This window comes from Cronobacter dublinensis subsp. dublinensis LMG 23823, assembly GCF_001277235.1.
Classification (GTDB): Bacteria; Pseudomonadota; Gammaproteobacteria; order Enterobacterales; family Enterobacteriaceae; genus Cronobacter; species Cronobacter dublinensis.
Genome location: NZ_CP012266.1, coordinates 4,272,223 through 4,286,758 on the forward strand (window position 1 = coordinate 4,272,223; position 14,536 = coordinate 4,286,758).

15 protein-coding genes are annotated in these 14,536 nt (G+C 59.3%); 9 read left to right on the forward strand and 6 right to left on the reverse strand.

Annotation, left to right across the window (positions count from 1 at the left end):
• Nucleotides 1–83: 83 nt before the first annotated feature.
• Complete coding sequence (locus tag AFK67_RS19815; RefSeq protein ID WP_032967328.1) at nucleotides 84–1,292, reverse strand: L-lactate MFS transporter; 1,209 nt, start codon at nucleotides 1,290–1,292, stop codon at nucleotides 84–86.
• A gap of 155 nt (nucleotides 1,293–1,447) precedes the next feature.
• Nucleotides 1,448–2,080 (reverse strand): lipase, encoded by a 633-nt coding sequence (locus tag AFK67_RS19820; RefSeq protein WP_032967336.1) that lies wholly within the window; start codon nucleotides 2,078–2,080, stop codon nucleotides 1,448–1,450.
• Between the two features lie 149 nt (nucleotides 2,081–2,229).
• Between AFK67_RS19820 and AFK67_RS19825 the strand changes: the two genes are divergently transcribed.
• Both AFK67_RS19825 and AFK67_RS19830 read left to right on the forward strand, forming a co-directional pair.
• Nucleotides 2,230–2,799 (forward strand): DNA-3-methyladenine glycosylase I, encoded by a 570-nt coding sequence (locus AFK67_RS19825; protein WP_032967334.1) that lies wholly within the window; start codon nucleotides 2,230–2,232, stop codon nucleotides 2,797–2,799.
• The gene (locus AFK67_RS19830) at nucleotides 2,796–3,236 is read left to right on the forward strand and encodes an N-acetyltransferase (RefSeq protein ID WP_007724021.1); all 441 of its coding nucleotides are present in this window, start codon (nucleotides 2,796–2,798) and stop codon (nucleotides 3,234–3,236) included. The genes AFK67_RS19825 and AFK67_RS19830 overlap by 4 nt, the downstream gene beginning before the upstream one ends.
• On the opposite strand, the gene AFK67_RS19835 is transcribed toward AFK67_RS19830, so the two are convergent.
• A complete protein-coding gene (locus AFK67_RS19835) occupies nucleotides 3,205–5,538 on the reverse strand; it encodes a molybdopterin guanine dinucleotide-containing S/N-oxide reductase (protein ID WP_038884682.1) in 2,334 nt (777 codons plus the stop codon). The two genes, AFK67_RS19830 and AFK67_RS19835, sit on opposite strands and share 32 nt — an antisense overlap.
• 179 nt (nucleotides 5,539–5,717) lie before the next feature.
• Here AFK67_RS19835 and AFK67_RS19840 point away from each other — a divergent pair, with 179 nt between their 5' ends.
• Entirely contained in the window at nucleotides 5,718–6,380 is a 663-nt protein-coding gene (locus AFK67_RS19840) for an OmpA family lipoprotein (RefSeq protein WP_038874388.1), read from the forward strand.
• 47 nt (nucleotides 6,381–6,427) lie between these two features.
• On the opposite strand, the gene zinT is transcribed toward AFK67_RS19840, so the two are convergent.
• Entirely contained in the window at nucleotides 6,428–7,066 is a 639-nt protein-coding gene (zinT, locus tag AFK67_RS19845) for a metal-binding protein ZinT (RefSeq protein WP_007724018.1), read from the reverse strand.
• 210 nt (nucleotides 7,067–7,276) lie between these two features.
• Between zinT and AFK67_RS19850 the strand changes: the two genes are divergently transcribed.
• The 5 genes from AFK67_RS19850 to ghrB all read left to right on the forward strand — a co-directional run bounded on the left by AFK67_RS19850 (nucleotide 7,277) and on the right by ghrB (nucleotide 12,515).
• On the forward strand, nucleotides 7,277–8,296 hold the full coding sequence (locus AFK67_RS19850; RefSeq protein WP_007724016.1) for a LacI family DNA-binding transcriptional regulator: 1,020 nt from the start codon (nucleotides 7,277–7,279) through the stop codon (nucleotides 8,294–8,296).
• 112 nt (nucleotides 8,297–8,408) lie between these two features.
• The gene (locus AFK67_RS19855; protein WP_007724013.1) at nucleotides 8,409–9,158 is read left to right on the forward strand and encodes a sugar phosphate isomerase/epimerase family protein; all 750 of its coding nucleotides are present in this window, start codon (nucleotides 8,409–8,411) and stop codon (nucleotides 9,156–9,158) included.
• A gap of 2 nt (nucleotides 9,159–9,160) precedes the next feature.
• The gene (locus AFK67_RS19860; protein ID WP_053532919.1) at nucleotides 9,161–10,099 is read left to right on the forward strand and encodes a sugar kinase; all 939 of its coding nucleotides are present in this window, start codon (nucleotides 9,161–9,163) and stop codon (nucleotides 10,097–10,099) included.
• Nucleotides 10,100–10,187: 88 nt separating this feature from the next.
• Nucleotides 10,188–11,468, forward strand: coding sequence for an MFS transporter (locus AFK67_RS19865; protein ID WP_007724007.1), 1,281 nt, complete (start codon nucleotides 10,188–10,190; stop codon nucleotides 11,466–11,468).
• Nucleotides 11,469–11,537: 69 nt separating this feature from the next.
• On the forward strand, nucleotides 11,538–12,515 hold the full coding sequence (ghrB, locus tag AFK67_RS19870; protein ID WP_007724006.1) for a glyoxylate/hydroxypyruvate reductase GhrB: 978 nt from the start codon (nucleotides 11,538–11,540) through the stop codon (nucleotides 12,513–12,515).
• Nucleotides 12,516–12,560: 45 nt separating this feature from the next.
• On the opposite strand, the gene AFK67_RS19875 is transcribed toward ghrB, so the two are convergent.
• Complete coding sequence (locus tag AFK67_RS19875) at nucleotides 12,561–13,271, reverse strand: DUF3053 domain-containing protein (RefSeq protein ID WP_007724001.1); 711 nt, start codon at nucleotides 13,269–13,271, stop codon at nucleotides 12,561–12,563.
• A 415-nt stretch (nucleotides 13,272–13,686) separates the two neighbouring features.
• On the opposite strand from AFK67_RS19875, the gene AFK67_RS19880 reads away from it, so the two are divergent.
• Nucleotides 13,687–13,980 carry an HTH-type transcriptional regulator gene (locus AFK67_RS19880; RefSeq protein WP_032966957.1) on the forward strand — a complete coding sequence of 98 codons (294 nt, stop codon included), beginning with the start codon at nucleotides 13,687–13,689 and terminating at the stop codon, nucleotides 13,978–13,980.
• 141 nt (nucleotides 13,981–14,121) lie between these two features.
• Here the strand turns inward: AFK67_RS19880 and AFK67_RS22370 are convergent, their stop codons facing one another.
• Nucleotides 14,122–14,280, reverse strand: a complete 159-nt coding sequence (locus AFK67_RS22370) for a Hok/Gef family protein (RefSeq protein WP_071602784.1) — start codon at nucleotides 14,278–14,280, stop codon at nucleotides 14,122–14,124.
• Nucleotides 14,281–14,536 lie beyond the last annotated feature (256 nt).

Here is a 14,536-nt window from a genome sequence, read left to right on the forward strand (position 1 = left end):
AGCATAGAACGTCTGAGCGAACTGGGGAGAAAGTGAGAATAATCGGGAAACAGCGCCGCCGCGGGGAGCGGCGGCGAAGGCAATCAGGCGCGGGCATGCTCCCACGTTTCGCGGCGCGGCTGGCGAATGGTGGTGGAGATGGCCAGCGACACAATCAGCAGCGCGAAGATAACGCAGAAGGTGACGTAAAAGCCGCCGAACAGCGAGGCGATAATCGAGCCGCAGATGCTGCCGATACCGAAGCCGAGATAAATCACGCCATAGTTTTTAGCGAGATTATTCAGCCCGAAGAAATCGCTGACCAGCGACGGATACACCGTGATGGTGCCGCCGAAGTTAAACGCCACGCAGGCGATAGCCGCGAAGAACGTCACTTCATTGAGCGGAGCGAACAGCAGCGCCGCCATGCCGACCAGCGACACCACCTGCCCCATCGTAATGACGCGAATGCGCGGCATTTTATCGGAGAGAATGCCGAGCGCCAGACGGCCCGCCAGGTTGGCGATGGAGATAACGGTCACGGCGTTCGCGGCGGTCGCGGCGTCAAGACGCACCATGCCCTGCGCGATATCTTTGGCGACGCCAATCACGTAAAGGCCGCTCATGCAGGCGGTCAGGAACATCAACGCGAGCATCCAGTACTGCGGTTTACGCATCGACTCGGCAAGGCTGTAATCGCGTGCGCCTTCGCCTGCGCCGTTGCCCGCGCTGGCAGGCTGTTGCGGCGCGTCTTTCATCAGCAGCGCGCCGCCGATTATCATGATCATCACCATGCCGCCCCAGATAATAAACGTGTGCTCAAGCCCGACGGACGCCAGCAGATGGCTGTCGATAAATTTAAAGCCGAGGCTGCCAAGGCCATACGAGCCGATGGAAAACGCGGAGATAAGCCCTTTGCGCTCCGGGAACCACTTCACGCAGTTAGAGAGCGTCAGCAGATAACCGGCGCCATCCGCAAGCCCCACCAACACGCCGGCGCTCAGCCAGAGCATCAGCAGATTGCTGGCGTGGGAGGTTAACACCAGGCCCAAACCCAGCAGCACGCCGGAGGCGATGGTGACGCGTTTCACGCCGAAGCGCTCCTGCAACTTACCGGCTACCGATGACGACAGCGCCAGCCCCAGGCTCAACAGCCCGAAGGAAAACGCCACCTGGCTTACCGGCTCGTCGAGTTTTTGCGACAGCGCGCCGTTAAACAGGCTCCAGGTATAAACCGAGCCCAGCGCGAACTGGGTCACAATGGTGCCCACCAGGGTGAGCCACCGGGTACGCTGTTGAATGGAGGTATTCATGGTTGTTATCCCAAAGAAAAGAAGAAAGCTTCACTACCTGCAACGATAGCGAAACCCCTACTTTTCCGGGGGAAAACGGCATGAGATGCCGCAGGCGCGGAATGAACTGCCGCGTAAAAGGCATGGATGACCTTGAACGGGCGGGAAATACCGCTCTAAAACGTCGCGCTGACGCCGAGATTGTACATTTGCGCGTCATTTTCGCTCAGTCGACCTTCCGCCTGGGAGAATGACGCCCAGGCCGCGACATGCTTGTTAATCGGCATATCGGCCCCGAATGAGACATCCATCCACGAGCCATACTGGCTGCCCGGCAGCAGCGGCTGCATATTCCACAGCGGATCGCCGTGCTGCTGGTTATAGCTGACCTGCGCCCACGGGCGGACCGCGCCAAAGCGGGAATCGAGACGCCAGCCGAGCGAGCCGACGCTCGGATGCCAGTAAGCGTCGTCCGCGCTCTGGCCGTTCTCCTGAACGGGAAGCCCGCTGGCCTCGCGCCGCCAGCCCGCCACCGGGCGCACCGTCACGGGCAGCGGCAACGACAGGTTCAGTCCCATTGGTGTGACTTGCGCCTCGTCGCGCTGCGTCTTCGCCACCCGTTCAGCCAGGATCTCCTCATAGCGAGGGGTGCGATCGCTGTCCCACGTATAACGTTCAGAGGTGTTACTCTGAGGGTCAACAGCGATATATTCCTGTTGCCAGGCGTGAGCCGCCTGCGTAAAAACCAGAGACCACAAAAGCACCGCCGCGCGTCGAAACGCATGGCGTCCAGAGATTGTTATCATCATCAAAGCGACTCCAGAAAAGAGCCGGTTCCGGCAGTTTTTATTGGCTTTATTAGCGGAAATGCGAATAACCCTGAATTAACTATTGTCTCTTTATTCGCTACGTCAAGCCGCTTCAGAATATCGCTACGATGTTTATGACCACGAGGAAAATGCAGATGGAACGTTGCGGTTGGGTCACACAGGATCCGCTTTATCTCGCCTATCACGATGAAGAGTGGGGCAAGCCTCAAAAAGATAACCACAAGCTGTTTGAGATGATCTGCCTCGAAGGTCAACAGGCGGGGCTGTCATGGATAACCGTGCTGAAAAAACGCGAGCACTATCGCCGCTGTTTTCACGGATTTGACCCTCATGCGGTGGCGCAGATGGGGCCAGAGGCGGTAGACGCGCTAGTGCTGGAGCCGGGGATTATTCGCCATCGCGGTAAAATCGAGGCGATTATCGCCAACGCGCGGGCGTATCTCGCCATGCAGGCGCAGGGGGAGGATTTCGCCACGTTTGTCTGGTCGTTCGTCGGCGGCGCGCCAAGGATAAATTCCCCCGCCACGCTCGCGCAGGTGCCGGTCACCACGCAGGAGGCGCTGGCGCTCTCAAAGGCGCTGAAAAAACGGGGCTTTAAGTTTGTCGGCCCGACCATTTGTTACTCCTTCATGCAGGCCTGCGGGCTGGTGAACGATCATCTCGCAGGCTGCGGCTGCCACCCGCAGAACCGCCCGTGATCCGCGCGCAACGCCCTGCCGACCGCGAACGCGTGCTCGCGCTGTGGCTTGCCAGCACCACCGCCGGGCATCCGTTCATTCGCCCCGACTACTGGCGCGCCAGCCTGCCGATAGTGCGTGATGTCTATCTGCCCGGCGCCTGCACCTGGGTGGAAGAAGAAAACGACGCGCTGCGCGGGTTTATCAGCGTGATGCATGAGAAATTCATCGGCGCGCTGTTTGTCGCACCCGCGTGGGCGGGAAAAGGCATCGGCACCGCCCTGCTCACGCATGTGCAGTCGCAGTACGACACGCTGAATCTTGAGGTCTACCAGAAAAACACCCGGGCGGTGAATTTCTATCACGCCCGGGGGTTTCGTATTGAAGAAAGCGCGTGGCAGGAAGAGACCGGCCACCCGACGTGGATTATGCGCTGGCAGGCGGATCAAACGCCGTAACGTCCGGCGCCGGGCCCGCGTATTTCTCCACGCGCACCAGCGAGGAGTTGGCCGCGCAGCCGTTGCCGAGCCGCGAAGTAGGAATATCGCGGGTCAGCACGTTCACCGCGCCGTTTTTACAAAGCCCCTGCTGCTGCCAGTCGAAATCGGGCCACGCGCCCTGATGCAGGCAAATGACGCCCGGTTTAATGCCGTCTGTCACTACCGCGCCGGCCAGCACCTGACCGCGATCGTTCCACACGCGCACCAGATCGCCATTATTGATACCGCGTTTACGGGCGTCGTCCGGGTGCAGCGTCACCGGCTCGCGTCCGGCCACGGCATAACGCTCGCGCAGCACTGAGTAGTTGAGCTGGCTGTGCAGGCGGTGCGCCGGGTGCGACGAGAGCAGTTGTAGCTCGTCCGGCTGCGCATTGCCGTGCCACTCGTCCGGCTCAAGCCAGGTCGGGTGCGGCGGGCAGTCGGCGTAGCCGAAGCTCGCGATCCGCGCGGAGTAGATTTCGATTTTACCGCTCGGCGTGCTGAGCGGGTTCGCCGCCGGATCGGCGCGAAACGCGCCAAAGCGGACAAATTCGGCGTTTTTCGGGTTTTCCGGCATCTCGATTATCTGGTTCGCTGCCCAGAAATCGGCGAAATCCGGCAGCGTCACCTGCTGGGCCGCGCCGCGTTCGCGGGCGATGTTATAAAACGTCTCCAGCCACTCAAGCTCGCTTTTGCCTTCGGTGAAACGCTCACGCCCGCCGGTCTCCCAGCGTTCAGAAAGCTCGGCGAAAATGTCGAAATCGTTGCGCGCCTCATACTGCGGCGGCACGACCTGCTTCATCGGCACCATATGCTGGTTGCTGTAGTCGCCGGTCATAGTCATGTCGTTGCGTTCAAAAGACGTCGTCACCGGCAGCACGATATCGGCGTGCTTCGCGGCCGCCGTCCAGAAGCATTCGGAAATCACCACCAGCTCCGGCTTCTGCCACGCTTTGATAAGGCGGTGCGTTTCCTGATGATGGGTAAAGTTCGCGCCGCCGGCCCACCAGATAAAGCGGATATCCGGGAAGATGCGCGCCTGACCGTTATGCGGGTACTCGCCGCCAGGGTTTTCCAGCGCCTCGACAATGCGCGCCACCGGGATTTTATCCACCGCATCAGTGCCGCCTTCCACGCTGCCCTGCATTGACGCCAGCACCGCCGCGCGTCGCGTCGGGTTACCGCCGTTGGCGAAGTGATAAGAAAGCCCAAAGCCGCCGCCCGGCAGGCCAATCTGGCCGAGCATGGCCGCAAGCGTCACCAGCATCCAGTGTTTCTGCTCGCCATACTGCTGGCGCTGCATGCCCCAGCCTGCCATGAGCATGGTGCGATTCTGGCTGAACAATTGCGCCAGCGCGCGGATGGTCGCGGCATCCACACCGCAAATCGCCGCCGCCCAGTCGGCGTCTTTCGGCGTGCCGTCGCGCTCGCCGGTGAGGTAGGCCGCAAACTGCGCGTAGCCGTGCGTGCAGGCGTTCAGGAAAGCCGTATCCTCCCAGCCGTTTTCTACCAGTGTATGGGCGATGCCGAGCATCAGCGCCACATCGGTGCCCATATGCGGGGCTATCCATTCCATGCGATCGCCGAAGAAATCGGCGGTTTCCGGGCGCATCGGGTTGATGCAGATAAGTTTTTTGCCACTCTCTTTTAACTGTTCGAAATAGCCGATGCCCTGTTCATCAGAGGCGTTCCAGGCGATTTTCAGCGTGTTGAGCGGGTTGGCGCTCCACAGCACGACCACTTCGCTGTGCTCCAGCACCAGCGGCCAGCTCGTCTGCTGCTGATACACTTCGTTGCCGCCCAGCACATAGGGCATGATCACCTGCGCCGCCCCCGTGGAGTAGTCGCCGAGATGACCGGTATAGCCGCCCGCGAGGCTCATGTAGCGTTGCAACAGCGTCGCGGCTTTATGCAGCACGCCGTTGGAGCGCCAGCCGTAGGAGCCTGCGAAAATCGACGACGGGCCGTAGCTTTCGCGAATACGCCGGTGCTGCTGGTCAATCAGACGCAGCGCTTCATCCCAGCTGATTTGTACAAACTCATCCTGCCCGCGCACGCCCTGCGGGCTGTCCGGCGAGGCGAGAAACCCCTTGCGCGCCATCGGATAGCGCACGCGCGCTTTGCTGTGTACCTGGTCCGGTACGGCGGTTTGCAGCGAATTCGGGTGACGCGTCGGCAGCGCGCCACGGGAGGACAGCACAGTTTCACCGTCGGTCTCGACAACCATGGGGCCCCAGTGGGCAGCGGTAACGATGCGTTTTAAAGCAGATGGGTTAGCCAAAACGGGCTCCTGACAGGCGTTTGCAGATGAGGCGGCGTGAGTCTGGTCACTTTGTCGCCGCTCGATTCGTTATGAATGACAAAATCGGAACACTACCCGGAATTTTCATCACATTCCCCCTTCATAATCAACCTCCGCCACTCCGGGCGTACCAGAATTAAATTGAATAAGGATATGCGATGAAAAAACGCATTATGTTAGTGGCCGCGGTTATCAGCGGCGCACTGGTTATATCGGGCTGCACCACTAACCCTTACACCGGCGAACGTGAAGCGGGTAAATCCGGCATCGGCGCGGGCATCGGCTCCGTCGTCGGCGCGGGCGTCGGGGTGCTTTCTTCCTCGAAAAAAGATCGCGGCAAAGGCGCGCTGATTGGCGCGGCGGCGGGCGCAGCGCTCGGCGGCGGCGTGGGATATTACATGGACGTGCAGGAAGCGAAGCTGCGCCAGAAAATGCAGGGCACCGGCGTCAGCGTTACCCGCAGCGGCGATAACATCATCCTGAATATGCCGAATAACGTTACCTTCGACAGCAGCCAGGCGAACCTGAAACCGGCAGGCGCCAACACCCTGACCGGCGTGGCGATGGTGCTGAAAGAGTACCCGAAAACCGCGGTGAATGTGGTGGGCTACACCGACAGCACCGGCGGACAGGCGCTGAACATGAAACTGTCGCAGCAGCGCGCAGAGAGCGTGGCCAGCGCCCTTATTACCCAGGGCGTCGCCGCCAACCGTATCCGCACCAGCGGCATGGGCCCGGCGAACCCGGTTGCCAGCAACAGCACCGAAGAGGGTAAAGCACAGAACCGCCGCGTGGAAATCACGCTGAGTCCGTTACAGTAACGGCCAGCCGCCTCGCCGGAATATGCCCGGTGAGGCGGCATCACACCTTAGTGGTGCAGCATTTCGTCGACGATCTGTGCTTTGCTGAGCTGATACGGGTAGTAGGTCGGCCAGTTATCCATCTCTTTTAGCAACGCCTCCTGCGAGGTATTGCCCATATAGATATGAAAATGCGCGGACTGGCGCGGCGCGATCGTGTGATCGCTGAATTGCACGAATTTCGGCGCTTTTGACGCGCTGTCGGTACATTCAAACAGGTAGCGCACGCCTTTTTTGCCCGAGACGTAATGCAGGATCTTATAGCCGTTATATTTGTATTCACAGGCGTTCACGGTATCGCCCACGTGAAACTCCATCACGTTGTTTTCAATGCCAATCATCTCCACATTCGTGGCGTAGCCTTTTTTGTAATACGTGCGATATTCCTCGACGGTTTTGCCGCCTTCTTTCGCTTTCTTCGCCAGCACCGGGTCTAAATCGCCGCTTAAAAGATACGGATAAATCGACTGCCAGACGCCGTCCCAGTTGCTGAGGGGGCGATCTTTGACGTCGTTATCGTTAAACACCCCTTCGCTGGCCTGTCGCTCCGCCTCGGTCAACGGCGTGCCGTGATGATGCCCGTGGGCCACGCTTTGGGTGCTGGTCAGCACAAGCCCCATTCCCAGTAATAAGGCTAACGTTTTCATTACTCTCACTCTCCTGTGTCATCGGCGGTCATGAATTGATACGTTATAACATAATTAAAAATAACGCGACAACTCGTGATACCGCCCGACGCCATCAGGCGCGATAATGCATGACCGGGTGAACGCCTGCTTTACGGCGGCTACCCAAATCATCTAATAATAAAAACAGTCACCTGCCCCACCGGCGTTGTAGCCTGAGAAGGAAGTCTCATGACCCCAAAAGCGTCCCGCCCGACCATCAGCGACGTCGCACGCGCCGCGAAAACCGGTAAAACCAGCGTCTCCCGCTACCTGAACGGCGAGAAACATTTGCTTTCCGCCGATCTTCTGGCGCGTATCGAACAGGCTATCGCGCAGCTCGACTATCGCCCGAGCCAGATGGCGCGCGGCCTGAAACGCGGCCGCACCCGGCTTATTGGCCTTATCATCGCCGATATCACCAACCCCTATTCGGTTAACGTCTTAAGCGGCATCGAGGCCGCGTGCCGCGACAAAGGCTTCACGCCGCTGGTCTGTAACACCAATAATGAGCTCGATCAGGAGCTGCATTATCTCGATTTGCTGCGCAGCTATCAGGTGGAAGGGATTGTGGTAAACGCGGTGGGCATGCGCGAAGAAGGGCTGAACCGGCTGCAACAGTCGGCGCTGCCAATGGTGCTTATCGACCGTAAAATCCCGGATTTCGCCTGCGACGTGGTCGGGCTCGACAACACGCAGGCGGCCACCACCGCCACGGAACACCTTATTGAGCAGGGCTTTGAAGCGCTGCTGTTTTTAAGCGAGCCGCTCGGCACGGTTAACACGCGACGCGAGCGTCTGACCGCCTTTCGCGCCGCCGCCGCGCGCTATCCCGGCGTGGTGGCGGAGAACGCCGAAACGCCGCTGCATGAGGCGGACCATCTCGACAACACGCTGCGCCACTTCCACACCCGCTATCGCGGCATGCGCAAAGCGGTGATCTCCGCCAACGGCGCGCTGACGCTGCAGGTGGCGCGTTCGCTTAAACGCATCGGGCTCAACTGGGGCGCGGATATTGGCCTGCTCGGCTTTGACGAGCTGGAGTGGGCGGAACTCGCGGGCGTGGGCATCACGACGCTGAAGCAGCCGACCTGGCAGATTGGCTACGCCGCGCTGGAGCAGGTGGTGAGACGCATCGAGGGACAATCGCAGGCGGTGCGGGAACAGGTTTTCTCCGGCGAGTTGATCGTACGCGGCTCGACGGCGCGATAATCGACGGTTCGTGACCCCGATCATAAATTCGCCATCCTGGACTTCTCTTTGGAACCGGTTCCATCTAGCGTAATAACTATGTTATTCAGATGTAACCACTCCGGAGAAGTTAATGGAGAGAGAAATTATCGTCGTCACCGCCGCTTACGGTAACGACAAAGTCAAAGCGCTCGGCGGCCAGCAGGCTTTACTGCCGATCATCGCCGAAGCGGGCGCCGATGGCGTGGAAATTCGCCGCGAACTGCTTGAGCCCGCCGAACTCGACGCGCTGCCCACGCTGGCGCAGGCCATTGCTAACCATCAGCTGAAAGCCTGCTACTCAGCGCCAGAGCCGCTGTTTGAGCACGACGGCAAAATCAACGCGCGCCTGCCCGCGCTGCTTGCCGAAGCGCATGAACTCAACGCCCGCTGGCTTAAGCTCTCGCTCGGACATTTCAGCCACCCGCATCAGGCCGAGCCGCTCGCCGCGCTGCTGGCGCTCAGTGACGTGGCGCTGGTCGTGGAAAACGATCAGACCGAATGCGGTCGCCTTGAACCCATGCGCCGTTTCCTCGCCGCCAGCAAAACGCTCAACCTGCCTGTCCGCCTGACGTTCGATATGGCCAACTGGCTGTGGGTGGATGATGTACCAGAAGACGCCGCCCGCGCGCTCCGCGCAGGTGTGAGCTATATCCATGTGAAGGCCGCGACGGCGCATCATTACCATTACCGCGCCATTGCGCTCGATGACGCTGACGCGCGCTGGCGCACATTGCTGGAAATGCTGCCGTCAGACGCGCCGCGCGGGATTGAGTTTCCGCTGGAAGGGCGCGACTTAGCCGCCGTGACCCGCCACTACGTCAACCTGCTGCGCGAGGAGTGAACATGGAACAGCCCCTGGATGTGATTACGATCGGTGAGGCGATGGCGATGTTCGTCGCGACCGAGCCTGGCGCTCTTTCGCAGGTCGAACACTTTTTCAAACGCGTGGCCGGTGCAGAGCTGAACGTCGCTACCGGCCTTGCGCGCCTGGGCTTGCAGGTGAGCTGGGTGAGCCGCGTCGGCAATGATTCCTTTGGCCGCTTCGTACTGGATCAGCTGAAAAAAGAGGGCATCGCCACCCGCGGCGTGACCATCGATGACCGTTTCCCGACCGGCTTTCAGCTGAAATCGAAAGTGACAGATGGAACCGATCCCAGCGTGGAATATTTCCGCAAGGGTTCCGCCGCCAGCCATCTGAGCACCGAAGATTTTAACGCGCCGCTGTTTTACAGCGCCCGTCACTTACACCTGAGCGGCGTGGCGGCGGCGCTTTCCGGCACCTCTTACGAGCTGCTGGATCACGCAGCGCGCGCCATGAAAGCCCAGGGCAAGACGCTCTCCTTCGATCCGAACCTGCGCCCGGTGCTGTGGAAAAGCGAGGCGGAGATGGTCGAGAAGCTAAACCACCTCGCCGGTATGGCGGACTGGGTGCTGCCGGGCCTGAAAGAGGGCCAGATCCTGACCGGCCAGCAGAGCCCGGAAGGCATCGCCGATTTCTACCTGACGCGCGGCGTGAAAGCCGTCGTGATTAAGACCGGCGCCGACGGCGCGTGGTATCAGACGGCAAGCGGCGAACAGGGCACGGCCGCCGCCGTGAAAGTAGACAACGTAGTCGATACGGTCGGCGCAGGCGACGGCTTTGCGGTGGGCGTGATTAGCGCCCTGCTGGAAGGCAAGACGCTGCATCAGGCCGCGACGCGCGGCAACAGGATTGGCGCGCTGGCCATTCAGGTGCAGGGCGACAGCGAAGGCCTGCCGACCCGCGCGCAGCTGGACGAATAAAAGCTTCATCCCTGAACAGACAGTATTAACAGCGTCCGTCGTTCCCTACACCGACGAGGCGCCCCACCTCAACCACAGAGGGCATACGATGAAAAGTCCGACTAACGCTCCAAAACGCTGGTGGTACATCATGCCGATCGTGTTTATCACGTACAGCCTGGCGTACCTCGACCGCGCAAACTTCAGCTTCGCCTCGGCGGCGGGCATCAATGACGATCTCGGCATCACCAAAGGCATCTCATCGCTGCTCGGCGCCCTTTTTTTTCTGGGGTATTTCTTCTTCCAGATCCCCGGCGCGATTTATGCCGAGCGCCGTAGCGTGCGCAAACTCATTTTCATCTGTCTGATCCTGTGGGGCGGCTGCGCCTCGCTGACCGGCGTAGTCAGTAATATCCCAATGCTGGCGGCAATTCGCTTTATCCTCGGCGTGGTGGAGGCGGCCGTGATGCCCGCCATGCTGATTTACATCAGCAACTGGTTCACAAAATCCGAACGCTCGCGCGCCAACACCTTTCTGATCCTCGGCAACCCGGTCACAGTGCTGTGGATGTCGGTGGTGTCGGGCTATCTGATCCAGGCATTCGGCTGGCGCGAAATGTTCATCATCGAAGGGGTGCCCGCGGTTATCTGGGCTTTCTGCTGGTGGATGCTGGTGAAAGACAAACCGACCCAGGTGAAATGGCTGGCGGATGACGAAAAAGCGGCGCTTCAGGCGCAGCTGAATAAAGAGCAGGAAGGCATCAAGGCCGTGAGAAACTACAGCGAAGCCTTCCGCTCGCGTAACGTTATCCTGCTGTGCGCGCAATATTTCGCGTGGAGCATCGGCGTTTACGGGTTTGTGCTGTGGCTGCCGTCGATTATCCGCAGCGGCAGCGAAAACATGGGCATGGTGGAAGTGGGCTGGCTCTCCGCCGTGCCGTATCTGGCCGCCACCATCGCGATGATTATCGTCTCCTGGGCCTCCGATAAAATGCAGAACCGCAAACTGTTCGTCTGGCCGCTGCTGCTGATTGGCGGGCTGGCGTTTATCGGCTCCTGGGCGCTCGGCGCGAACCACTTCTGGGCGTCCTATACGCTGCTGGTGATTGCCGGCGCGGCGATGTACGCCCCGTATGGCCCGTTCTTTGCGATAATCCCGGAAATGTTGCCGAAGAACGTGGCAGGCGGCGCGATGGCGCTAATCAACAGCATGGGCGCGCTCGGCTCGTTCGTGGGCTCGTGGGTGGTCGGCTATCTTAACGGCGCGACCGGCAACCCGTCTGCGTCATACATTTTTATGGGGGTGGCGCTTTTCGCCTCCGTGTGGCTCACTTTAATTGTCAAACCGACCGCCAGCCAGGCGCTGCCGGTGGGGGCGCGCCACGCGTAACACGCAGCGGGCGGCGTAAGGCCGTCCGCTTGTCTATTCTTTCTCTTTTGTTCAACGCTGGAGACCTGCATGAAGCCGTCCGTCATTCTCTACAAATCCCTGCCCGACGATTTGCTTGCCCGCCTGGATAGCCATTTCAACGTGACCCGGGTGTCAGACCTGAGCCCGGAGACCGTCGCGGCGCACGCCGATGCCTTTAGCCAGGCGCAGGGGCTGCTGGGCTCCAGCGAAAAAGTGGATGCGGCGTTGCTTGAGAACATGCCCAACCTGCGCGCCGCCTCGACGGTGTCGGTGGGCTATGACAATTTCGATGTGGACGCGCTGAATGCAAAACAGATAGCGCTGATGCACACGCCCACCGTGCTCACCGAAACGGTCGCCGACACGCTGATGACGCTGGTGCTGACCACCGCGCGACGCGCGCTGGAAGTGGCCGAGCGGGTGAAAGCCGGCGAGTGGACCGGCAGCATCGGCCCGGACTGGTTCGGCACCGATGTGCATCACAAAACGCTCGGCATCGTCGGCATGGGCCGTATTGGCCTCGCCCTGGCGCAGCGCGCGCATTTCGGCTTTAACATGCCGATTCTCTATAACGCGCGCCGCCATCACAGCGAGGCGGAGGAGCGCTTTAACGCGCGCTATTGCGATATCGACACGCTGCTGGCGGAGTCAGATTTCGTCTGCGTTATTCTGCCGCTGACCGACGAGACGCATCATATGATTGGCGCAGAGCAGTTCCGCAAAATGAAAAAATCCGCCATTTTCATCAACGCGGGTCGCGGCCCGGTGGTGGATGAGCAGGCGCTGATTGCGGCGCTGCAACGCGGTGATATTCACGCGGCGGGCCTTGATGTGTTTGAACAGGAGCCGCTGGCGAAAGACTCGCCGCTGCTGTCGCTGAAGAACGTGGTGGCGCTGCCGCACATCGGCTCCGCCACCCATGAGACGCGCTACAACATGGCTGCCTGCGCGGTGGATAATCTCATCAACGCGCTGAACGGCGACGTGTCGCAGAATTGTGTGAATCCGCAGGTCGTTAAGAAATAAACGGTCGGGAAGAAATAAAAAACGGCTCGTAAGAGCCGTTTTTTTTCACTGCATCGCGTTGGTCGCGGTGGTGTAAGCCTGGGTGAAGGCCTTATGTTGCTCGGCGAGCGGCCCAATCAGCGCGTTATACTGGCTGGCCTGCTGCGAGGTCGGGAACTGAATGCCGTTCGCGGCAAAACCGACCTGCGTGCCCTGCTGGGCAATGAAGTCGCCAACCTGCACCAGCTGTTGGGTGAACGTCTGCGCGGCGGGGATCAGCGGCTGCAGCGCGTTGGCCGGGTCCGTCACTACTTTCTCATACGCTTTATCAAACACCGGCTTCAGATCGTCCGCCTGCTTCAGCGAAGAACGGGAGCTGTCGGCCTGCATTTTCGCGTTCTGCAACTGCTGGCTCATGACGCCCAGCGAACCGTTCGCCTGGCGCAGCGCCTCGCGCTGGGTCATATAATCCTGCGGCACGCGAATGCTGTTTACGCTATCCACTACCGGGCGGATGCCGGCGTCCATCGCCTGGTTCACCTGCTGAGAGTAGCTGTAAAGGATGGCATAGTCGGATACGAACGGACCGAACTGTTTTTTCTGATCGGCGGTCAGCGTCGGCAGACGTTCGCCGCTACGCATCACCGTGTTTTGCAGGAAATCGACGAACGCTTTGCGCTGGTCGCCCTCTTTATCAAAACACCCGCTCAGGCTGAATACCATTAACAACGCCGCCAGCGGCGCGAACCAGCGAGAGCAGGACTTACCTGTCGCCATTTTTTTGCTCCTTTCACTCATCAACGCGCACACCACTGCCAGTGTGCTTCAACGCCCACAAGAATAGTTCAGACGCGTCGCGCAGGATACCCTTTATTGCGCTGCGCAAGCGATTATGCAAAGGCCCGAGCGGCAGCTTCAGCGTGAGGCGTGTCGAAGAACCTTGTCGATGCGATCCCGTCCAGGCCACCAGCGATCGATTATGATCCTTTACAAAAATATACTCGTGCTCAGAACAATCTGAATATCAGTCAGTTAGCACGCTATTTTTCACCAGCGAGCCGGTAAATGCGCGGCTGGCAATCGAGCGGGCGCAACATTCTCATCTCACCCGCCCGCAGGTTATTTTTTCCGGACTATGATTAAGAAGCTTCTTAGTTGTTCACGATCCCGCTGTGTGATTTAGGAGTCCAAAATGGAATCTAAAGACCCTATGTTTGAGTTGCTCAGCAGCCTCGAACAAATTGTATTTAAAAAAGATGTCGCCGAAACGGTTACCCTGCCGCAGAAACCCAATGCGTTTTCAGAATTTGAACTGTTACGCAAAAAAACGGGCCTTAAAACAGACGACCTGGCGCGTGTAATGGGTGTCAGTGTCGCGATGGTTAAAGAGTGGGAATCGCGCCGCGTGAAACCCTCCAGCACCGAACTGCAGCTGATGCGCCTGATTCAGGCGAATCCCATGCTCAGTAAACAACTCATGGAATAAACCGGTAGTCAGAGTACTTTTTTTCGCAAACAAAACGCCCCCGCAAAAGCGGGGGCGTTGCTTTTCGGAATAAATTTGGGTGCCTCCAGGCGCGCCCAACATGCTGACCGTTGGGTGGGGGATCGCTCCCCCCTCCAAAGGCTACTTCCCTGGTTCGTAAGCAAGGATGGCCCGTATTTCCCGGCTTCCCTCTTTAATGGTGAATTCACATAAGCGGTCACGCATTATTAAGGCGAAAAACAGCACCGTAATACAGAGCGCTAATATGCTTAAAAAAGCATATCGGGATTTTACTGGCATAATTGCCTCCTTATAGGGAAGAGGCTACAATCAGGCTGTTGGGTTCTGATTGCAGCCTCCCCCGAGGTTAAATGGAATTAACTTAGGGGGGCATTCATCTGACCAGCCTTTGCATCATGCCCAAGCCAGCCAGCCTGAGCACCCGCACGCTATATTATCCGTAACCCGCTTATTAATAATTACGTGAACCCGTAATAAGGCCACGCTTTTTGCGTTGCAGGAATAAAATAAGAATACGGCGTAGCAGAAAGCGTAT

Bases quoted from the DNA above. Each gene is read 5' to 3' on its own strand.
- AFK67_RS19815 (WP_032967328.1), bottom strand. From the start codon at position 1,292: ATGAATACCTCCATTCAACAGCGTACCCGGTGGCTCACCCTGGTGGGC.
- AFK67_RS19820 (WP_032967336.1), bottom strand. From the start codon at position 2,080: ATGATGATAACAATCTCTGGACGCCATGCGTTTCGACGCGCGGCGGTG.
- AFK67_RS19825 (WP_032967334.1), top strand. From the start codon at position 2,230: ATGCAGATGGAACGTTGCGGTTGGGTCACACAGGATCCGCTTTATCTC.
- AFK67_RS19840 (WP_038874388.1), top strand. From the start codon at position 5,718: ATGAAAAAACGCATTATGTTAGTGGCCGCGGTTATCAGCGGCGCACTG.
- zinT (WP_007724018.1), bottom strand. From the start codon at position 7,066: ATGAAAACGTTAGCCTTATTACTGGGAATGGGGCTTGTGCTGACCAGC.
- AFK67_RS19850 (WP_007724016.1), top strand. From the start codon at position 7,277: ATGACCCCAAAAGCGTCCCGCCCGACCATCAGCGACGTCGCACGCGCC.
- AFK67_RS19855 (WP_007724013.1), top strand. From the start codon at position 8,409: ATGGAGAGAGAAATTATCGTCGTCACCGCCGCTTACGGTAACGACAAA.
- AFK67_RS19860 (WP_053532919.1), top strand. From the start codon at position 9,161: ATGGAACAGCCCCTGGATGTGATTACGATCGGTGAGGCGATGGCGATG.
- AFK67_RS19865 (WP_007724007.1), top strand. From the start codon at position 10,188: ATGAAAAGTCCGACTAACGCTCCAAAACGCTGGTGGTACATCATGCCG.
- ghrB (WP_007724006.1), top strand. From the start codon at position 11,538: ATGAAGCCGTCCGTCATTCTCTACAAATCCCTGCCCGACGATTTGCTT.
- AFK67_RS19875 (WP_007724001.1), bottom strand. From the start codon at position 13,271: ATGGCGACAGGTAAGTCCTGCTCTCGCTGGTTCGCGCCGCTGGCGGCG.
- AFK67_RS19880 (WP_032966957.1), top strand. From the start codon at position 13,687: ATGGAATCTAAAGACCCTATGTTTGAGTTGCTCAGCAGCCTCGAACAA.
- AFK67_RS22370 (WP_071602784.1), bottom strand. From the start codon at position 14,280: ATGCCAGTAAAATCCCGATATGCTTTTTTAAGCATATTAGCGCTCTGT.